20 protein-coding genes are annotated in these 19419 nt (G+C 73.4%); 15 read left to right on the top strand and 5 right to left on the bottom strand.

Translation table 11 applies throughout. The features are described from left to right. Positions 1–2 precede the first annotated feature (2 nt). Together FGE12_RS29195 and nrfD (FGE12_RS29190) are read left to right on the top strand one after the other, a co-directional pair. A complete protein-coding gene (locus tag FGE12_RS29195; protein ID WP_153869931.1) occupies positions 3–836 on the top strand; it encodes a 4Fe-4S dicluster domain-containing protein in 834 nt (277 codons plus the stop codon). Then, entirely contained in the window at positions 833–1984 is a 1152-nt protein-coding gene (nrfD, locus tag FGE12_RS29190) for an NrfD/PsrC family molybdoenzyme membrane anchor subunit (RefSeq protein ID WP_194798391.1), read from the top strand. The genes FGE12_RS29195 and nrfD (FGE12_RS29190) overlap by 4 nt, the downstream gene beginning before the upstream one ends. A gap of 4 nt (positions 1985–1988) precedes the next feature. Here nrfD (FGE12_RS29190) and FGE12_RS29185 read toward each other — a convergent pair whose 3' ends face one another. Further along, a complete protein-coding gene (locus FGE12_RS29185) occupies positions 1989–2531 on the bottom strand; it encodes a DUF1440 domain-containing protein (protein ID WP_153869930.1) in 543 nt (180 codons plus the stop codon). Between the two features lie 146 nt (positions 2532–2677). Between FGE12_RS29185 and FGE12_RS29180 the strand changes: the two genes are divergently transcribed. Continuing rightward, positions 2678–3685, top strand: coding sequence for an SDR family oxidoreductase (locus FGE12_RS29180; protein ID WP_153869929.1), 1008 nt, complete (start codon positions 2678–2680; stop codon positions 3683–3685). Here FGE12_RS29180 and FGE12_RS29175 read toward each other — a convergent pair. Beyond that, positions 3682–4731, bottom strand: coding sequence for an AI-2E family transporter (locus FGE12_RS29175; protein ID WP_153869928.1), 1050 nt, complete (start codon positions 4729–4731; stop codon positions 3682–3684). The two genes, FGE12_RS29180 and FGE12_RS29175, sit on opposite strands and share 4 nt — an antisense overlap. A 162-nt stretch (positions 4732–4893) precedes the next feature. Here FGE12_RS29175 and FGE12_RS29170 point away from each other — a divergent pair, with 162 nt between their 5' ends. From FGE12_RS29170 to FGE12_RS29115, 12 genes are all read left to right on the top strand, one after another. Beyond that, entirely contained in the window at positions 4894–5388 is a 495-nt protein-coding gene (locus FGE12_RS29170; RefSeq protein ID WP_153869927.1) for a hypothetical protein, read from the top strand. A gap of 141 nt (positions 5389–5529) precedes the next feature. After that, positions 5530–6183, top strand: coding sequence for a cytochrome c3 family protein (locus FGE12_RS29165; RefSeq protein ID WP_370459198.1), 654 nt, complete (start codon positions 5530–5532; stop codon positions 6181–6183). Beyond that, positions 6171–9155, top strand: coding sequence for a 4Fe-4S dicluster domain-containing protein (locus FGE12_RS29160; RefSeq protein ID WP_194798390.1), 2985 nt, complete (start codon positions 6171–6173; stop codon positions 9153–9155). Before FGE12_RS29165 ends, FGE12_RS29160 begins: the two co-directional genes overlap by 13 nt. Further along, the gene (gene nrfD, locus FGE12_RS29155) at positions 9152–10594 is read left to right on the top strand and encodes an NrfD/PsrC family molybdoenzyme membrane anchor subunit (RefSeq protein ID WP_194798389.1); all 1443 of its coding nucleotides are present in this window, start codon (positions 9152–9154) and stop codon (positions 10592–10594) included. The genes FGE12_RS29160 and nrfD (FGE12_RS29155) overlap by 4 nt, the downstream gene beginning before the upstream one ends. Then, positions 10591–11133 (top strand): DUF3341 domain-containing protein, encoded by a 543-nt coding sequence (locus tag FGE12_RS29150; RefSeq protein WP_153869925.1) that lies wholly within the window; start codon positions 10591–10593, stop codon positions 11131–11133. The genes nrfD (FGE12_RS29155) and FGE12_RS29150 overlap by 4 nt, the downstream gene beginning before the upstream one ends. Continuing rightward, complete coding sequence (locus FGE12_RS29145; RefSeq protein ID WP_153869924.1) at positions 11130–11750, top strand: cytochrome c; 621 nt, start codon at positions 11130–11132, stop codon at positions 11748–11750. The genes FGE12_RS29150 and FGE12_RS29145 overlap by 4 nt, the downstream gene beginning before the upstream one ends. Then, a complete protein-coding gene (locus FGE12_RS29140) occupies positions 11747–12946 on the top strand; it encodes a hypothetical protein (protein WP_153869923.1) in 1200 nt (399 codons plus the stop codon). The genes FGE12_RS29145 and FGE12_RS29140 overlap by 4 nt, the downstream gene beginning before the upstream one ends. After that, the gene (locus FGE12_RS30155) at positions 12943–13317 is read left to right on the top strand and encodes a hypothetical protein (RefSeq protein WP_194798388.1); all 375 of its coding nucleotides are present in this window, start codon (positions 12943–12945) and stop codon (positions 13315–13317) included. Before FGE12_RS29140 ends, FGE12_RS30155 begins: the two co-directional genes overlap by 4 nt. Continuing rightward, the gene (gene coxB, locus FGE12_RS29130) at positions 13314–14348 is read left to right on the top strand and encodes a cytochrome c oxidase subunit II (RefSeq protein WP_194798387.1); all 1035 of its coding nucleotides are present in this window, start codon (positions 13314–13316) and stop codon (positions 14346–14348) included. Before FGE12_RS30155 ends, coxB begins: the two co-directional genes overlap by 4 nt. Beyond that, complete coding sequence (locus FGE12_RS29125) at positions 14329–15966, top strand: cbb3-type cytochrome c oxidase subunit I (protein WP_153869922.1); 1638 nt, start codon at positions 14329–14331, stop codon at positions 15964–15966. The genes coxB and FGE12_RS29125 overlap by 20 nt, the downstream gene beginning before the upstream one ends. Next, entirely contained in the window at positions 15956–16606 is a 651-nt protein-coding gene (locus FGE12_RS29120; RefSeq protein WP_153869921.1) for a cytochrome c oxidase subunit 3, read from the top strand. The genes FGE12_RS29125 and FGE12_RS29120 overlap by 11 nt, the downstream gene beginning before the upstream one ends. 18 nt (positions 16607–16624) lie before the next feature. Beyond that, positions 16625–17035, top strand: coding sequence for a cytochrome C oxidase subunit IV family protein (locus FGE12_RS29115; protein WP_153869920.1), 411 nt, complete (start codon positions 16625–16627; stop codon positions 17033–17035). Positions 17036–17039: 4 nt separating this feature from the next. Here the strand turns inward: FGE12_RS29115 and FGE12_RS29110 are convergent, their stop codons facing one another. From FGE12_RS29110 to FGE12_RS29100, 3 genes are all read right to left on the bottom strand, one after another. Beyond that, positions 17040–17681: a glutathione S-transferase family protein gene (locus FGE12_RS29110; RefSeq protein WP_153869919.1), complete on the bottom strand. Its 642-nt coding sequence runs from the start codon at positions 17679–17681 to the stop codon at positions 17040–17042. A gap of 472 nt (positions 17682–18153) precedes the next feature. After that, positions 18154–18717 carry a hypothetical protein gene (locus FGE12_RS29105; RefSeq protein ID WP_228531206.1) on the bottom strand — a complete coding sequence of 188 codons (564 nt, stop codon included), beginning with the start codon at positions 18715–18717 and terminating at the stop codon, positions 18154–18156. 102 nt (positions 18718–18819) lie between these two features. Continuing rightward, positions 18820–19380, bottom strand: a complete 561-nt coding sequence (locus FGE12_RS29100) for a DUF892 family protein (RefSeq protein WP_228531205.1) — start codon at positions 19378–19380, stop codon at positions 18820–18822. Between the last annotated feature and the right edge of the window lie 39 nt (positions 19381–19419).

The raw sequence follows: 19419 nt of genomic DNA, 5'->3' as shown, positions 1-19419 counted from the left end.
GGATGGCGAGCGCGCAGAAGGGCTTCTTCACCGACACCACGCTCTGCATCGGCTGCAAGGCCTGCGAGGTCGCGTGCAAGCAGTGGAACCAGCTGCCCGACGACGGCTTCCACTTCACCGGCATGTCCTACGACAACACCGGGCACCTGGGCTCGAGCACCTGGCGCCACGTGAGCTTCGTGGAGAGGCCGGGCACCGGGTGCCCGAGCATCGAGCGCCCCGCGATGCCCGAGGCGCCGGGCGCGCGCGCAGGCAACTTCAGCTGGCTGATGATGTCGGACGTGTGCAAGCACTGCGAGCGCGCCGGCTGCCTCGAGGCCTGCCCCACGGGCGCCATCGTGCGCACCGAGTTCGACACCGTCTACATCCAGCCGGACGTGTGCAACGGCTGCGGCTACTGCATCAGCGCGTGCCCCTTCGGCGTGGTGGACCGGCGCGAGGACGACGGGCGCGCGTGGAAGTGCACCCTCTGCTACGACCGGCTGGGAGACGGGATGCAGCCCGCGTGCGCCAAGGCCTGCCCCACCTCCAGCATCCAGTTCGGCGACCTGGTGCAGCTCAAGGTGCAGGCGGAGGCGCGCGTGGAGGAGCTGCACGGCAAGGGGCTGAAGGAGGCCTACCTCTACGGAGACAGCGCCGCGAGCCAGCCGGGCACGGGCGGACTGCACGCCTTCTTCCTCCTGGTGGACAAGCCCGAGGTCTACAACCTGCCGCCCGACCCCGAGGTGCCCACGCTCAAGGGCAAGCGCAGCTGGAAGAGCGCGGGGCTCGCGATGCTGGGACTCGCCGCGCTCGCGCTGGGCACGGTGCTGCTGGACGCGGAGGTGGGGCGGTGAAGCGGCTCCAGGGTGAGCAGGAGCGCACGGCGCTGCCGGCGCGCGCGGACGGACGCAACGTGGACCCGGCGCTGGGCACGCTCTCGGGCGAGGGTGCGCACCAGCAGGTGAAGCGGCTCGCGGCGGAGCACCCCACGCCGGACACCGTGGCCCAGCTGCCGAGCGAGTTCCCCGCGCAGCCGAGCCCCACCTACTACGACCAGCCGATGCTCAAGGCCCCGGTGTGGACCTGGGCCATCCCCGCCTACTTCTACGTGGGCGGGCTCGCCGGAGCGACGAGCGCGCTGGGCGCGGCCTCCGCGCTGCTCGCGCCCGGGCGCCACCCGGACCTGCTGCGCGCGAGCCGCTGGGTGGGCACCGCCGGAGACGTCGTGAGCGCGGCGCTGCTCATCGACGACCTGGGCCGCCCCTCGCGCTTCCTCCACATGCTGCGCGTCTTCCGCGTCACCTCGCCCATGAGCGTGGGCACCTACGTGCTCAGCCTCTCGGGCGCGTGCAACACGGCGTCGCTCGTGCTGGGCGGGCGCCCGGGTGTGGCCGGAAGGCTGGGGCGCTACGCGGAGCTGGGCGCGGGCGCGCTGGGGCTCGCGCTGTGCACGTACACGGGGGTGCTCATCGCCAACACGGCAGTGCCGGTGTGGCAGCTCGGCCACCGCGAGCTGCCGGTGCTCTTCGCGGGCTCGGCCGTCTCCAGCGCCGCGTCCCTCCTGCAGCTCTTTCCGCTCGGCGAGCGCGAGCAGCGGCTGCTGCACCGCTACGGCGTGGTGGGCAAGGCTGTGGAGCTCGCGGCGGGGCACGCGCTGGAGCGCAGCGTGAAGCGCGCCCCGCAGGCCGCGCGCTCGCTGAAGGAGGGACTGAGCGGTGCGCTGTGGCAGGCGAGCAAGGTGCTCACCGCGGCGAGCCTCGCGCTCTCGCTGCTGCCCGGGCGCCACCGCCCCCTGCAGCGCCGCGCCGCGGCGCTGCTGGGCACGGCGGGCGCGCTCGCGCTGCGCTTCGGGCTGATGAAGGCGGGAGCGCGCAGCACCTTGAACCCGCGCGCGAGCTTCGAGCCACAGCGTGCGGGGCTCGGCGCCGCAGCGGTGCTGGGGCCGACACCCGACCCGCAGGGCGGGAAGCCCTTCTCCTTCCCGCTGCCCGTGGTGAGCTGAGAGCTCAGGCCCGCGCGGCGAGGCGCGAGAGCCCGCGGAAGGCGGCCTCGGTCGTCGCGCCGTACACCCAGTGGGCACCCAGCGCGCTCAGGTGGGTGCTGGCGGGCGTTTCCTGCGGCGGCGGCGCGAGCTTCAGCGCGGGCACGCCCAGCTCGTCACCGAGGACGAAGAGCGCGGTGCCGAAGCCCAGGCCGAAGAGCTTGCCGGCCAGCCGGGTGCGGCCCCACAGCGCGCCGTAGATGGCGCCCCACACGGTGCCGTAGCCGAAGTGCACCACGTTGCCGAGCTTCTTCTTGCGCTCGCCGCGCACGCGCACGCCCACGGGCTCGAGCAGCTTGCGCGCCGTCTTCTCGGTGGCGGGCTCCTGCTTGCCGCCGCCCTTCTGCTCCTCGTCCAGCGCGCGGCTGAGCGGCTTCGCGAGGCGGGTCATCACCGGCGTCATGGCCAGCGCGCCCAGCAGGCCGGCGGCGGCGCCACAGAGGAGGTCGGCCACGAGCGAGTCGTGCTCGCGGCGGCGGAGGGGGTAGCCCGTGCGGTAGCGGATCATGGAGAGTCTCCTGGGAGTGAAGGCCTCAAGATGTGCACGCTGCAGGACATCCCCCGCGCGCTCCCCCGCTCACCCAGCCGGCAGGAGGGCGGCGCTCGGAGGACGGCGGCAGGCGCGGTGCCCATCGTTCGCGAGGAGGAGGACACATGGGAGGCAAGCGCTTCGCGGGCAAGGTGGTGGTGGTGACGGGGGCCTCGAGCGGCGTGGGGCGCGCCATCGCGCGCGCGTTCGGTGCCGAGGGTGCGCGGGTGGGGCTCATCGCGCGCTCGCAGGAGGCGCTGGAGAACGCGGCCGCGGAGATCGTGACGGCCGGCGGCGAGGCGCGGGTGCTGCCCCTGGACGTGGCGGACGCGGCGGCGGTGGAGGCCGCGGCGGACCAGGTGGTGGCCGAGTGGGGCGCCATCGACGTGTGGGTGAACGACGCGATGGTGAGCGTGTTCAGCCCGGTGAAGGAGATGCACGCCGAGGAGTACCGCCGCGTCACCGAGGTCAACTACCTCGGCTTCGTCTACGGCACGCTCGCCGCGCTCAAGCACATGCGGGCGCGCGACGCGGGCGTCATCATCCAGATCGGCTCCGCGCTCGCCTACCGCTCCATCCCGCTGCAGAGCGCCTACTGCGGTAGCAAGGCCGCCATCCGCGGCTTCACCGACTCACTGCGCAGCGAGCTCATCCACGACCGCAGCAAGGTGAAGGTCACCATGCTGCAGCTGCCCGCGGTGAACACGCCGCAGTTCGACGTGGTGAGAAACCGCCTCCCGCAGCACCCGCAGCCGGTGCCCCCCATCTACCAGCCCGAGGTCATCGCGCGCGCGGCCCTCTACGCCGCCGAGCACCCCTCGCGCGAGCTGTGGGTGGGCTGGAGCGCGATGAAAGCCATCCTCGGCCAGAAGTTCATCCCGGGGCTCCTGGACCACTACCTCGCGCGCAAGGCCTACAGCGGCCAGCAGACGAACGAGGTGGAGCGCACGCCGCAGGACAACGTGGATGCGCCCCTGCCCGGAGACCGTGGCGCGCACGGGGACTTCGACGACCGGGCGCGCTCGCACAACGTGGAGCTGTGGCTGCGCCTGCACCGCGCGCGCGTGGGGCTCGCCGCCACGCTGGGGCTCGCGGCCGTGGCAGGTGCCTGGCGGCTCTCGCGCGCGACCTAGCCCTGCTTGTGAAGGCGCCGCTCCACCCAGAGGTAGCCCACCAGCACCTGCACGCACACGAGCAGCGGCGTGGCGACCACGGCGCCCATCACCCCGAGCAGCGCGAGCGCCACCGACTGGCCGAAGAGCAGCAGCGCGGGGCGCACCTCCACCGCGCGGCGCATCACGTAGGGCTGCACGAGGTAGCCCTCCACCACGTGGATGCCCAGGTACACCGCCATCGCCAGCAGCAGGTGGTGCGAGGACTGCGCGAGCCCCGCGAGCAGGCCGGGCACTGCGCTCGCGATAGCGCCCACGTAGGGCACGAAGGTGCCCAGGAAGGTGATGAAGCCCAGCAGCAGCCAGTTGTGGATGCCCGCGATCGCGAGCCCCGCGCCGGTGAGCGTGCCCATGATGAGCATGGAGACGAGGATGCCACCCACCCACTGGCGCAGCGCGTGGGTGAGCCGCGCCACCGCCTCGTCGAAGACGGGCTCGTGCGCGCGCGGCACCAGCCGGCGCACCCCGCGCACGTACGCCTGCGGCTGGTGCACGAGAAAGGCGGCGAGCACCACCAGGAGGACCAGCGTGGTGGCAGCCTCGGCGAGCGTGAAGGCCGCGGGCAGCGCGAGCTGGGCCGCGCGGCTCACTGTCACCGCGGGCGCGGGCTGCGCCGGCTTCTGCGCGCCTCCGCCTTCGGGCCCCATGCTGCGCTGGGCGTGCTCGAGCCACTGCCGCGCGTCCTGCAGCGCCTGCGGCGCGCTGCGGGTGAGCTCGCGCGCCTGCTCCGCGAGCACCGGCGCCACGCGCCAGCCGAGCAGCCCCAGGCCCCCGAGGAAGAGCAGCAGCACCGCGAGCACCGCGAGCCCCCGCGGCATCACCCGCTGCAGCCAGCCCACCGGGAAGGAGAACACCAGCGCGAGCAGCACCGCGAGGAACGCGAGCATCAGCACGTCGCGCACGTGCCACAGCGCGGCGAGTAGCACGAGCAGGCCGATGAGCAGCACGCCCACGCGCAGGGCGCGGCGCACGGCGGGGTCCGGGGGGCGGCTCGGCGCTTCGCTCATGCGCGCAGCTGTAGCAGGTCCGGCCAGGGGGCGAGCGCGCAGCGGCACCCGGGCTGCCCGCGAGCCGACACCCGCGCCGGCCTGCCCTGCGGCAGGGCGAGCGCCGCGCGTCCCGTGCGAGATGGCCTCACGACGCTCAGCTTTGAGGTCTCGGAGGAGACCATGAGCGTGCAGGAGCAGCGTCTGGAGCACACCCCGATGGGGCGCGGGCTCGCGAGCTGGAAGCAGGGCCTCGCCGCGGGACTCTGCGGCACGCTCGGCATCAGCGCGGTGGAGGCGGTGCGAGACCGCCTCCTCGGCCACCGCGCGCCCTACGCCGCGAGCCGCATCGCCGAGCGGCTCGCCTGGCGCCTCGCACGCGTGCGCCTGTCCCCGCGCGCGGCGCGCTGGAGCGGCACGGCGCTGCGCTACGGCTACGGCCCGCTGCTCGGCGTACTGCAGGCGCGCGCCTCGCGCCACACCGCGCGCTGGCCCCTGCCCGCCCGCGGCCTCGCGGCGGGCGCGGCGCTGAGCGCGATGGAGCGGCTCACCCTGCCGCTCACGGGCGCGACGCCGCCGGCGCGCCGCTGGAGCCGCGCCGAGCGCCTCGCGCTGCCGCTGCAGGCGCTCGCCTTCGGGCTGGTGACGGCCGCCGCGCTGCAGCGCGCCCGCGCGTGAGAGCGCAGCGCTGTGCGGCGTGCGACAGCAAAGTGCCCCATCGCGTGAGATAGCCGACGCGCTGCCCACGGGGCCGTAGTCGCAGCGTGCGGGTCGCCGGAGATTGGAGCTCCAACCGCGCTCTTCCCCGAGGCTCCCCGCGTGAAGCGGCCGCTCTTCACCCCCACCGCCGACAGCATCCTGCGCCTGCTGCTCGCAGCGGGGGCGGTGCTGCCGCTCGGGGGCCTCGTGCTGCTGATGGTGCTCGCGCGCAGCCCGCTGGGCGTGGGCTCGCACGAGCCCGTGCACCAGCCGGTGCAGTTCGACCACCGCCACCACGCGGGCGACGAGGGGCTGGACTGCCGCTACTGCCACGACGCGGTGGAGCGCTCCGCGTCCGCGGGCCTGCCGCCCACCTCGCGCTGCATGGGCTGCCACTCCCAGGTGTGGAACGAGAGCCCGCTGCTCGAGCCGGTGCGCGCGAGCTACTTCAGCGGCCAGAGCATCCCGTGGAACCGGGTGCACCGGCTGCCGGACTTCGTCTTCTTCAACCACTCCATCCACGTGAACAAGGGCGTGGGCTGCGTCACCTGCCACGGCCGCGTGGACAGCATGCCGCTCGTCTCGCAGCAGGCGCCGCTCACCATGGGCTGGTGCCTCGACTGCCACCGCAACCCCACGCCCCACCTGCGCCCGCGCGAGGCCATTACGAGCATGACCTGGCGCGCGCCGGGTGACCCCGCCGAGACGGGGCGCGCCGTGCAGCAGGCGCTGCACGTCGAGCCCAGGACGAACTGCACCACATGCCACCGCTGAGCGACCGCTACCCCCTGCCCGTGCTCCCGTCCGACGCCGGGGGCGCACCGTCGCGTCCGTGGCGCAGCCTCGCGGAGCGCCAGGCGTCACCGAGCACGATGGGCGACGGGGGCGAGTTCCTCCCGGGCGAGGACGAGGCGCCGCAGGGAATCGAGCGGCGCACGCTGCTGCAGCTCGCCGCCGCCTCCCTCGCCGCCGCGGGGCTCTCCGGCTGCTTCCGCCCGCCGGCGGAGAAGGTGATGCCCTACGCGCAGGCGCCCGCGGGGCTCACCCCCGGCGTGCCCCTGCACTACGCCACCGGCCTCGTGCTGGGCGGCTTCACCACGGGGCTGGTGGTGGAGAGCCGCGAGGGGCGCCCCCTCAAGGTGGAGGGCAACCCCGCGCACCCGGAGAGCCGCGGGCGCGCGCTCGCGCAGGAGCAGGCGAGCCTGCTGGGCCTCTACGACCCGGACCGTGCCCGCACGGCGCGCGGGCCCGGCGGCCCCACCTCGCGCGAGGCGCTGCTCGACTTCGTGCGCGCGTGGGGCAGCGCGCTGGGCACGGGCGAGCGGCTGCGCCTGCTGGTGGAGCCCACCGCCTCGCCGCTGGTGCAGGACCTCTACGCGCGGCTGCAGGCGCGCTTTCCCTCCGCGCGCCTCGTGCCCTTCGGCCCCGCACAGGCGGCCTCGCTGCAGGGCGCACAGCTCGCCTACGGCCGGCCGCTGCAGGCGCAGCGCGCGCTCGCGGCCGCCGAGGTGGTGGTGGCGCTGGACGCGGACCTGCTCACCGAGCGCCCCGGCGCGCTGAGGGCAAACCGCGAGCTGGCCGAGGCGCGCGCGGCCTCGCCCTCGCATCGCCTGCACGTGGCCGAGAGCGCCTACAGCCTCACCGGCGCGTACGCGGACAGCCGGCTGCGCGTGCGCCCCTCGCAGGTGGAGCGGCTGCTGCGCGCGCTCGCGGCCGAGCTCTCCACGGCGCTCTCCTCCGTGGGGCTGCGGGCGGGCGCCGCGCCCGGGGGCCTGAGCGAGCCCGAGCGCGCGTGGGTGCAGGCGGCGGCCCAGGACCTGCTCTCCGCGCGCGGCCGTGGCCTGGTGGCGGTGGGCGAGCGCCACGGTGCAACCCTGCACGCGCTCGCCTTCGCGCTCAACGAGGCGCTGGGCAACACAGGTCACACGGTGCTCCTCACCGAGCCCCTGCTGCAGCCCGCGCCGGACCCGGGTGCGCTCGCGCGGCTGGTGGAGGAGCTGCGCGCGGGCCAGGTGGACACGCTGCTCGTCACCGCGTGGAACCCCGTCTACGCCGCGCCCGCGGACCTGGACCTCGGGAGCGCGCTCGCGCTCGCGCCGCACGCGCTCTATCTCGGCCTGCACGAGGACGAGACGTCCGCGCGCTGCGCCTGGTTCGCCCCCGCCACCCACCCCTTCGAGCGCTGGGCGGACGGGCGCGCGCTGGACGGCACCGCGAGCATCCTCCAGCCGCTCATCGCCCCGCTCTTCCCCGGCTGCCTCGACGAGGTGGCGCTGCTCTCGGCCCTGGTGGGCGAGCCGCTCGATGCGCACGCGCAGCTGCAGCGGCTGTGGCGCACGCGCGCAGGGGACGCCGGCTTCGAGGCGAAGTGGGAGGGCTGGCTCGCGGAAGGGGTGGTGCCCGATACGGCCGCTCCCGCGACCCGCGCAGCGCTGGAGGCGCGCGCACTGCAGCCGCTGCTCGAGCGGCCCCTGCCCGAGCCGGAGCCCGCCGGAAGGCTGGAGCTCGCGCTCGCGCTGGATGCGCGGGTGCTGGACGGGCGGCTCGCGAACAACGCCTGGCTGCAGGAGCTGCCCGACCCGCTCACCCAGCTCACCTGGGACAACGCCGCGCTGCTCAGCCCGGACACCGCGCGGCGGCTCGGCGTGGAGGACGGCCAGCACGTGCGCCTCTCCCTGCCCGGGCGCTCGGTGGAGGTGCCGGCGCTGCTCGCCCCGGGCCACGCGGAGGACACGGTGACGCTCGCGCTGGGGGGCGGGCGCGAGGGCGGCGAGCACGTGGCGCGCGGCGTGGGCGTGAACGCCTACCGGCTGCGCACGCAGGCCGAGCCCTGGTTCGCGGCCGGGCTGCAGCTGCACCCGCTCTCCGCGCGCTCGGAGCTCGCGGTGCGCCAGCTGCACGGGCGCATGCTGGAGCGCCCCATCGCACTGCAGGTGCCTCAGGAGGAACTGGAGAGGAAGCCCGAGCTGCTCGAGGGGCTGCGCGAGGAGAAGCAGCACCTCTACCCGTCGCTCACGCGCGAGGGGGGCTACCGCTGGGGCATGGCCATCGACCTGCACCGCTGCACCGGCTGCAGCGCGTGCGTGGTGGCCTGCCAGGCGGAGAACAACATCCCCTCGGTGGGGAGGGACGGCGTGCGGCGCGGGCGCGAGATGCACTGGCTGCGCATCGACCGCTACTTCCTGGGCGAGGAGAGCGACCCGGCCGTCATCCACCAGCCCGTGATGTGCGTGCACTGCGAGTACGCGCCCTGCGAGTACGTGTGCCCGGTGAATGCCACGGTGCACTCGGACGAGGGGCTCAACGAGATGGTCTACAACCGCTGCATCGGCACGCGCTACTGCAGCAACAACTGCCCCTACAAGGTCCGCCGCTTCAACTTCCTGGACTACACGCCGAAGGGGGCGCTCGCGCGCATGCACCAGAACCCCGAGGTGAGCGTGCGCAGCCGCGGGGTGATGGAGAAGTGCACGTACTGCGTGCAGCGCATCGAGCGCGCGCGCATCGCGGCGCGCATCGACGCCGGGGGCCGCGGCCGGCGCATCGGGCGCGACGAGGTGCGCACCGCCTGCCAGCAGACCTGCCCCACGGACGCCATCGTGTTCGGCGACCTCAACGACCCCGAGGCCGAGGTGAGCCGCCGCCACGCGGACGCGCGCCACTACCGGCTGCTCAACGAGCTGGGCACCCGGCCGCGCACGGTGCACCTGGTGCGCGTGAAGCACCCCACCCGGAGGCGCACGTGAGCGAGCCCAAGCCGGACGTGCCCGCGCCGGGCGACCCGCTGCTGGACGCCCCACTCATCGAGGGGCGCCACTCGGACGCCGAGTACACGCGCTCGCTGCTCGCCTACGTGCACGCGCCGCCGTCACGCGCGTGGTGGGTGCTCTTCGGGCTGTGCCTCGCGGGCACCGCCCTGCTGGTGGTCACCATCACGGTGACGCTGGTGAAGGGCGTGGGGACCTGGGGCGTGCAGATCCCGGTGGCCTGGGGCTTCGCCATCACCAACTTCGTGTGGTGGATCGGCATCGGGCACGCCGGCACGCTCATCAGCGCCATCCTGCTGCTGATGCAGGAGAAGTGGCGCAGCTCCATCAACCGCATGGCGGAGGCGATGACGCTGTTCGCGGTGATGTGCGCGGGGCTCTTTCCGCTGCTGCACCTGGGCCGCCCGTGGAAGTTCTACTACCTGGTCCCCTACCCCAGCGTGCTGCACATGTGGCCGCAGTTCCGCTCGCCGCTCACCTGGGACATCGCGGCGGTGAGCACCTACCTCACCGTGTCCTTGCTGTTCTGGTACCTCGGGCTGATGCCGGACCTGGCGACCGCACGCGACACGGCGAAGAGCCGCTTCGCGCAGCGCGCCTACGCGGTGTTCGCGCTGGGCTGGCGCGGCAGCGCGCGGCACTGGCAGCACTGGCGCAAGGGCTACCTGCTGCTCGCGGGGCTCGCGACCCCGCTGGTGGTGAGCGTGCACACCATCGTGTCCTTCGACTTCGCGGTGGCGCAGCTGCCGGGCTGGCACAGCACCATCATGCCGCCCTACTTCGTGGCGGGCGCGGTGTTCAGCGGCTTCGCCATGGTGCTCACCCTGGTCATCCCGGCGCGCGCCGCGCTGGGCGTGCGCCACGTGGTGACGGCGCGGCACCTGGACATGATGGCGCGCGTGCTGCTCGCCACCAGCTGGATGGTGGCCTACGGCTACCTGCAGGAGCACTTCCTCGGCTGGTACAGCGGGGACGACTTCGAGATGCGCGTGCTCTCGGAGCTGCGCACCGGGCCCTACCAGCCGCTCTTCTGGCTCATCCTCTTCTGCAACGTGCTGGTGCCGCAGCTGTTCTGGAGCGCGCGGGCACGGGCCGCGCCGCTGGTGCTGTGGGTGGCCTCGGTGCTGGTGAACGTGGGCATGTGGACCGAGCGCTTCCTCATCGTGGTGCCGGGTCTCAGCCGCGACTTCCTGCCCTCCAGCTGGCAGCTCTTCCATCCCACCTGGGTGGACTGGGGGCTGCTGGTGGGCACGCTGGGCTTCTTCGGCGCCGCCTTCCTCGTCTTCCTCAAGCTGGTGCCCCCGGTGCCCGTGAGCGAGCTCAAGGAGCTGCAGCGCGAGGTGGACGGCTCGCTTGCGTTCCGGGAGCGCCTCGAGCGCGAGCTGAAGGACAGGGAGCAGCAGGAGGCGCGGGCATGAGGCGCTGGGTGCTCGCGGAGTTCACCTCGTCCGAGGCGCTGCTCGCCTGCGTGCGGGCGCTGCGGCAGAAGGGCTTTCGCCGCCTGGACCTCTACTCCCCCTTCCCGCTGGAGGAGGCGCCCGAGGCGCTGGGGCTTCCCCCCTCGCGCATCGGCTGGGTGGCGCTGGCGGCGGGGCTGGGCGGGGCGCTCTTCGCCTACGTGGCGCAGGCCTTCACCAACGCGGTGGACTGGCCGCTCATCGTGGGCAGCCGGCCGATGCACGCGGCCCCCGCCTTCATCCCCATCACCTTCGAGCTGGCGGTGCTCAGCGCCTCCGGGGGCATCTTCTTCGGGCTGATGGCGCTGTTCGGCTTCCCGCGCGTGGCGCACCCGGTGTTCGAGCTGGAGGCCTTCAAGAGCGCCACCAGCGACGGCTTCTGGGTGAGCATCACCTTCGACACCGCCGACACGGCGCAGGCTCCCGAGGTGGAGCGCGCGCTCGAGGCGCTGCGCACGCAGGGCGCACGGCAGGTGAGCGTGCTGGAGGAGCCGGCATGAGCGCGCGCGCTCTTCTCCCCCTGCTGCTCCTGCTCGCCGCGTGCGAGGACCGCGAGCCGATGACGCGGCAGGCGCGCGACGACGCGTACCGCCCGAGCGACTTCTTCGAGGACGGGCGCGTGATGCGGCCGCTGGTGGCGGGCACGGTGTCGCAGGAGGGCTACCGCCACGAGCGGGGCCTGCCGCCCACCGGCACGCCGGACGCGGGCTACCCGGCCGCGCTGCCCCTGCCCCTCACCCGCGCGCTGATGGAGGAGGGCCGCTCGCGCTACGAGGTGTACTGCGCCGCGTGCCACGGGCTGCTCGCGGATGGGCAGAGCGTGGTCGCGCAGAACATGGCGCTGCGCCTCCCGCCGGCGCTGGTGGGGCCGCGGGCGCAGCGCGGCGCGCCGGACGGAGGCGCGGGGGGCCCGGGCGCGCTGCCGCACCCGCCCGGCTACTACTTCGCGGTGATGACGGAGGGCTACGGGCTGATGCCCTCGTACGCCGAGACGCTCGCGCCGCGCGAGCGCTGGGCGGTGGTGGCCTACCTGCAGGCGCTCGCGCTGAGCCAGGCGGCGCCGCTCGCGCTCGCCCCACCGGACGTGCAGGCGCGGCTGCGGGAGGAGGGACGATGACGCCGCTGCTGAGGTTCGAGGGAGGCCGGCGCCTGGCGCGGGTCTCGGGCGCGGTGGGCGCGGTGGGGTTGCTCGCGACGCTCGTGGGCGGGCTGCTCGGAGGCCCGGGGTCAGCGCGCGAGGTGCTCTTCAACTACCTCTTCGCCTACGCGTACTGGCTGGGGCTCGCGGCCGGAGCGCTGCTCCTGCTCGCGACCTTTCATGCCACCGGGGCGCGCTGGGCGGTGGTGCTGCGGCGCGCGCTGGAGCTGATGGCCGGGAGCCTGCCGCTCTTCGTGCTGCTCTTCGTGCCAGTCGCCCTCGGCATGCGCGAGCTGTACCTGTGGATGCGGCCCACGCCGGAGCTGGGCGAGCACGCGCTGCACCTGCTCGCGCACAAGCGGCCCTACCTCAATGCCCCCTTCTTCCTCGTGCGCGCAGGCCTCTGCCTCGCCGCGTGGTGGGCGGTGGGGGCGCTGCTGCTGCGCTGGAGCCGGCGCCAGGACCGCGAGGGGGACCTGCGGCTGCTCGTATGGCAGCGGCGGCTCGCCACCGGGGCGCTGCCGCTGCTGGGCATCAGCCTCAGCTTCGCGGTGCAGGACTGGCTCATGTCGCTCGAGCCCCTGTGGGAGAGCTCGGTGTACGCGCTCTACGTGCTCTCGGGGGCCTACGCCGGCGCGCTCGCGCTGCTCGCGCTCGCGGCGGTGGCGGCGGGCGGAGAGTCGGGCGCGCTCGGGGCGCTCGTGGGCGAGACGCACCTGCTGCGCCTCGGCACGCTGCTCTTCGCGATGCTGTGCTTCTGGGCCTACCTCGGCTTCTCGCAGTACCTGCTCATCTGGATCGCCTCCCTGCCGCGCGAGGTGCCCTGGTACGTGGCGCGGCAGGCGGGAGGCTGGGGCACGCTGGCGGTCGCCATCGGCCTGCTGCACTTCGTGCTGCCCTTCTTCCTGCTGCTCTCGCGGGGCCTGAAGCGGCGGCGCGGCGGGCTCGCGGCGGTGGCCTTGCTGGTGCTCTTCGCTCACGCGTTGGACACCTACTGGCTCGTGCTCCCGGCGCTGCACCCCGCGGGCGCGCACTTCCACTGGAGCAGCCTCAGCGCCTTCGTCGGCGTCGGGGGCCTCGCGCTCGCGTGGACGCTGTGGCGCGCGCGCGGCGACTACGCGGTGCCGGTGAAGGACCCCTACCTCTTCCACTCGCTGCACGCCTCCAAGCCATGAGCGCCCCGCCCCCTGTTCCCCAGCCCGAGAACGTGGCCGCCCCCAAGGTGGTGGGGGTGGCGCTCGCCGCCGTGGCGCTCTTCGCGCTCGCCTCCTGGGGCGCGTGGCTCATCTCGAAGGGCGCGCGGCCGGAAGCCGCGGCGGGGGCCCCCGCCGAGCTGGGACGCGCGGAGATCGGCATCGTGAACCAGCGCCCCTTCCCGCTCGAGGACGGAGCCGAGAGGCTTCACGCGGCGCAGCGCGCGCGGCTCTCCGGCTACGGCTGGGCGGACCGCGACGCGGGGCTCATCCACGTGCCGGTGGAGCGCGCGATGGAGCAGCTCGCGCCCGGGCCTGCTCCGGGGCCTGCTCCGGAAGGGGGCACGCCGTGAACGAGCTCATCCGCCGGCTGCTCTTCCTGCCCGAGCAGGGCTCCACGCTCGCGCTGCGCTCGGACCACCTGCACTTCTTCATCCTGGTGGTGAGCTTCACCGGGGCCTTCCTGGTGGGAGCGGTGGGCCTGGTGTTCCTGGTGCGCTACCGAAAGCGCGAGGAGCTGGCCATCACGCCGCACCTCGAGGCGCCGCCCTGGCTGGAGGGGATCTTCATCGGCGTGCCGCTGGCCTTCTTCCTCCTCTGGTTCGTGCTCGGCCTGCGCGACTACACGTGGGCGAACGAGCCGCCGGCGGACGCGATGGACGTGTACGTGACGGGCAAGCAGTGGATGTGGAAGTTCAGCTACCCGGACGGCCCCTCGGAGGCCGGGGTGCTCAAGGTGCCCGCGGGGCGGCCCGTGCGGCTGCTCATCACCTCGCGCGACGTGGTGCACTCCTTCTTCGTGCCAGACTTCCGGATGAAGAAGGACGCGGTGCCCGGGCGCTACACGCAGCTGTGGTTCGAGGCGCCCAGGCCCGGCCGCCACGAGGTGCTGTGCGCGGAGTACTGCGGGCTGGACCACTCGCTGATGCGCGCGCAGGTGGAGGTGCTCTCGCCCGAGGACTTCGAGCGCTGGCGCAGCGAGGAGGGCGAGCGCCAGCGCCAGCAGCACCCGCCCGAGGCCCAGGAAGCCGCGAGCCCGCCGATGGCGTCGCGCGGCGAGCGCGTGGCGGCGGAGGCCGGCTGCCTCAAGTGCCACAGCGTGGACGGCTCGGCGCACATCGGCCCCACCTTCCTCGCGCTCTACGGGCGCGAGGAGGTGCTGGAGGACGGCCGGGTGCGCGTGGACGAGGCCTATCTCACGGAGTCGATGATGCAGCCCGCGGCCCGCGTGGTGCGCGGCTACCTGCCCGTGATGCCCAGCTACTTCGGGCGGCTCTCGGTGGGCGAGGTGGCCTCGCTCGTGGAGTACATCAAGTCGCTGCGTCCCTCCGGGCCCCCGCCCGCGACGCCGCAGGAGCCTGCGTATGTTCCCGCCCGCAAATGACCCGCCGCGCGCGCACAGCCACCCCGCCGTGAGCTACCTCGACTCCGAGCGCACGGTGTGGAGCTGGCTCACCACGCACGACCACAAGCGCATCGGGGTGATGTTCCTCGGGCTGCTCGTGTTCATGCTCTTCCTGGGCGGCGTGTTCGCGCTCGCGCTGCGCGTGGAGCTGCTCACGCCCGGGCGCACCATCATGAGCCACGAGGCCTACAACCGCGCCTTCACCCTGCACGGGGTGATCATGGTGTGGCTGTTCCTCATCCCCTCCATCCCCTCCTCCTTCGGCAACTTCCTGCTGCCCTTGATGGTGGGGGCGAAGGACGTGGCCTTCCCGCGCCTCAACCTGCTCTCGCTCTACCTCTTCGTGCTCGGCGCGGTGATGGTGGTGTGGGCGCTGGTGCAGGGCGGCGCGGACACCGGCTGGACCTTCTACACCCCCTTCAGCACCAGCACGCCGAGCGAGGTGCTGCCGGTGCTGCTGGGCGTGTTCGTGGTGGGCTTCAGCACCATCCTCACGGGGCTCAACTTCATCGCCACCGTGCACACCATGCGCGCGCCGGACGTGACGTGGATGAAGATGCCGCTCTTCGTGTGGGGCATCTACGGCACCTCCATCATCCAGGTGCTGGCGACGCCGGTGCTGGGGATGGTGCTCTTGCTCGTCGCCTTCGAGCGGGTGGCGGGCGTGGGGCTCTTCGACCCGGCGCGCGGCGGCGACCCCCTGCTCTACCAGCACCTGTTCTGGTTCTACAGCCACCCGGCCGTCTACATCATGGTGCTGCCGGGCATGGGCGTGGTGAGCGAGCTGGTGTGCGCGTGCAGCCGCAAGAACGCGCTGAGCTACCGGATGATCGTCTGGAGCACGCTGGGCATCGCCTTCGTGGGCTTCTTCACCTGGGGCCACCACATGTTCGTGTCCGGGCAGAGCACCTTCGGCGTGGGGGTGTTCTCGGTCTTGAGCATGCTGGTGGCCATCTTCACCGCCATCAAGGTGTTCGCCTGGGTGGGCACGCTGTACCGCGGCAGCATCGCGATCACCGCACCGCTCGCCTACGTGCTGGGCTTCATCTTCTTCATCGTCTTCGGCGGGCTCACCGGCGTGGCGGTGGCCGTGGCCTCGCTGGACCAGCACTGGCACGACACCTACTTCGTCGTGGCGCACTTCCACTTCATCATGGTGGGCGCGAGCCTCATGGCCTTCCTCGCCGCGCTGCACTACTGGTTCCCCAAGATGTTCGGCCGCCGCTACCCGGAGGGGCTGGGCGTGGGCGTGGCGATGCTCATCGTCTTCGGCTTCATCGCCACCTTCGTGCCCCAGTTCCTGCTCGGCAACATGGGCATGCCGCGCCGCTACGCCGAGTACCCGGAGCGCTTCCAGTCCCTGCACGTGGCGAGCACCGCGGGCGCGAGCCTGCTGGGCTTCGGCTTCCTCGCCATCCTCATCTACCTGGTGTGGAGCCTGCGCCACGGCGCGGTGGCCAGCGCGAACCCGTGGGCGAGCCGCGGCTACGAGTGGATGACGCAGTCGCCGCCCCCGCCGCACAACTTCCACGAGGTGCCGCGCCACCCGGACGGGCCGCACCAGTACGACGTGCCGGGGGTGCCCCATGTCTCTTGAGCCCGCGTCTCCACCGGTGGTCCCGCAGGCGAGCCACTTCGGCTCGGACGCGGCGCGCGAGCAGGCGGCGCACGTGGGGATGTGGGTGTTCCTCGCGACCGAGGTGCTGCTCTTCGCGGCGCTCTTCACCGCGTACGCCGTGTACCGGGTGGACTACCCCGAGACCTTCCGCGCCGCGCGCGAGCACATGAAGGTGGGCATCGGCACCGCCAACACCTACCTGCTCGTCACCAGCAGCATCTGCGTGGCCTTCGCGGTGTGGAGCGTGCGCCAGGAGCGCACGGGGCTCGCGACCTTCCTGCTCTTGTGCGCGGTGGTGCTGGGGCTGGGCTTCCTCACGCTCAAGGGCGTGGAGTACGCGGCGCACGTGCGCGAGGGCGCGCTGCCCGGCCGCTGGTACGCGCTGGAGGAGTTCCCCCGGCCCGGCGCGAGCCTCTACTTCACCCTCTACTTCGTGATGACGGGCGTGCACGCGCTGCACGTGCTCGTCGGGGTGGGCGTGCTCAGCGTGCTCACCGTGCAGACCGCGTGGGGCAAGTACAGCGGGCGCTACCACACGCCGCTGGAGCTGGGCGGCATGTACTGGCACCTCGTGGACGTCATCTGGCTCTTCGTCTGGCCGCTGCTCTACCTCGTGTGAACCGGGAGGCCCTCGTCCATGTCCGCTGAGGCGCCAGAGAAGAAGGAGGCCGGGCCCGGGCTGCTCCTGCTCGTGGGCGTCGCGCTGCTCGCGCTCACCACGCTCACCTATGCGCTCTCGCACGTGGAGCTGGGCAGGTGGGCGGTGCCGGTGGCGCTCGCCATCGCCGCGACGAAGGCGGGGCTCATCGCCGCCATCTACATGCACCTGCACGAGCGGCGCGGCAGCGCGCCCCTCATCGCCGCCACCGCGGTGCTCTTCGTCGCGCTGCTCGCGGGGCTCGCCTCGCTGGAGAGCGCCACCCGCTTCGAGCCCACCCGGCCGCCCGGCCCTTTCCGCGTGCCGCCCATCTCGGCCCACGGCAACGAGCCGCTGCCGCCCGCAGCGCCCGTCCCCGGCATGCCGCCGGACCCGAAGCTCTCGCCGTGAGCCGTCAGTCCTTCTGGACGCGGGCCTCGTACGCCGCGCGCACCTTCGCCCAGGCGGGACGCGCGAGGCAGCGCTCGCGGTAGGCCGCCACGCGCGGGCAGGGCGCAAGCAGCGCCGGCTCCTGCGCGAGGCTGAGCACGTGCGACACCAGGAGGTCGGCGACCGTGAACTCCTCCGTCGCCACGAACTCGCGGCCCTCGAGCCAGCGCTCGAGCCCGCCGAGGTGGCGGCCCGCCCAGCCCTGGACGAAGTCGCGCTGCTGCGCGGGGCCCTTCATCATGTCCCAGGAGAGCACGTCGAAGAAGGCGAGCGGCGGCTCCAGCGTGCTGAGCGCCACGAAGCACCAGCGCAGCACGCTGGCCTGCCCGGCCTCGTCCGGCGCGTAGAGCTTGCCGGACTTGCGCGCGAGGTGGAGCAGGATGGCTCCGGACTCGCTCAGCACGACGCCGTCGTCGTCGAGCACCGGGAGCTGCTGGAAGGGGTTGAGCGCTCGGAACGCCTCCGAGGAGAAGTCCCCGGCCGGGTGGTCCATGCCCTCGATGCGGTAGGGCAGGCCCATCTCTTCCAACGCCCAGAGGATGCGCAGGTCGCGGGTCCTGCCGTGGGCGATGCGGTTGACGCGGGAGAATCCGTAGAGGGTGAGCATGTCGAGGGTCATACACCCTGGGCCCGAGGGCGCGGCAGGCTCGATGGGAAGCCAGGACGGGACGGGCTCCTGTCGCTCTGGCCCAGCGCGCCCGGGCGTTGCCCTGCGCATCGCTCCGGGGTTGGCCGAGTGGAGAGGAGGGGGTGTCGGGCGAGGTGCTGTGCGGCGCTAAATACAAACCTCGGGAGTTTTCAGAAGTCCCGAGGTTTGTCTTCAGGAGCGCACCGACCTGCGCCCGCCGAACCCGCACGCGCGTGCTCTTTCGGCGACCGGAGCGCGGAGGACCTCGAAACACTGCGCGGCTCCTGTCGGGAGTGGGTCCGCACCCGAGCCTCCCCGGAGCGCTACGCAGGCCGGCGCCCGCCCGCGCTCGGCGAGGGCGAGACGGACCCGTCCCGCCCGTTCCCCTTCCGAGCGCTGTGACGCGGGCCACGACGCACTCACGCCGCGCCCGAGCGCCCCGCCTGCAGCGCTACTCGAGCGCCGCGTGCGCGAGCTGCAGCACCCGGCGGCGGCCACGGTCGAGGCCCCCGGTGAGCCGGCGCGCCGCGGGCAGGAGCCCCAGCGCCGCGCCGAACGCGAGGTGCCCGGGAGCGAGCGCGAGCGACGGCACGCTGCGCGCGAGCGGGGGCGCTGCCCAGTAGAGAACCAGCGTGGGCATCAGCGCCTGCAGCGAGAGCGCGAGGAGCATCCCCAGCGCGAGCGCCGCCACCGCCGTGCCGCCGCGCGGGCACAGCAGCGCGAAGAGCGTGCCCACGCCGCCTGCCACCGCCCCGTGCACGAGGAGCCCCAGCACCACCGCGAGCGCCCCCGAGGGCACCGCGTCGCGGAAGAAGAGCCCCGCGGCGAGCTCGGCGGGGCGCGCCGGGCCTGCGCCCGCGATGAGCGAGAGCCCGATGCACACGAGCGCCATCAGCACGGCCCCCACCATCCCCACCAGCGCGCCGGGCAGCAGGACGTCGCGCAGCAGGTGCCGGTGCCGCTCGGGCTCCGGCGTGTCCTCCTCCACCCTCCACGCCTCGCGCAGGCTGCTCATGCCGTCCCTCGCCTTCCCGGGCGCCCGGCGCCCTCCCTCAAGGGTAGGGGCGTCCCGCGCAGGCGGCCCGCAGCCGCCTGCCCGCACGCCCAGCACCCAGGCTCAGCTCAGCATGCCGAGCAGCCCGTCGGAGCGCGGCAGCTTCGCGTCCTCGCCGAGCAGGTCGCGCAGGGAGAGCTTCTCCACGATCTTGCGCACGTAGACCAGGTGGTCCTCCTCCTCGTGCAGCCGCTTCTTGAAGGCGCGCTCGGCCTCGTGGTCCCCCGCCTCGTCCGCCAGCTGCGCGAGCAGGTCCCACCCCGCGTTGTCCACCAACTCCGCCGCGAGCAGCGCGTGGAAGAGGTGCGGCAGCTGCGCATCGCTCATCACCACCTCCTCGATGCCCTTGGACTCGCGCGTCACCAACTCCGAGCGCTCGGTGGTGGCGTGCGCGTCTCCGCCCAGCGAGCGGACCTGCGCCTCGAGCCACTCCTCGTGCTCCTTCTCCTCGTCGCGGTGCTGCTGCATCGTGCTGCGGATGCGCTCGGTGTCCTCGGAGGCGCGGCTCGCCATCACCTCGAGCACGCGGTCGTACAGCTTCACTCCCGCCCGCTCGAACGCGAGCCGCTCGTTCAGGAAGTCGAGCGTCTTCTCCCGGCTGTTTCTCGCCATCCTCTCCAGCATGGTCAGGCCTCCTCACAGGTGCCGGCAGGCGTGAGTGCG

The sequence above is a fragment of the Aggregicoccus sp. 17bor-14 genome, from assembly GCF_009659535.1.
In the GTDB taxonomy this organism is placed as follows: domain Bacteria; phylum Myxococcota; class Myxococcia; order Myxococcales; family Myxococcaceae; genus Aggregicoccus.
The sequence above is the reverse complement of the archived record's forward strand: the minus strand, read 5'-3'. Positions and strand labels throughout refer to the sequence as shown.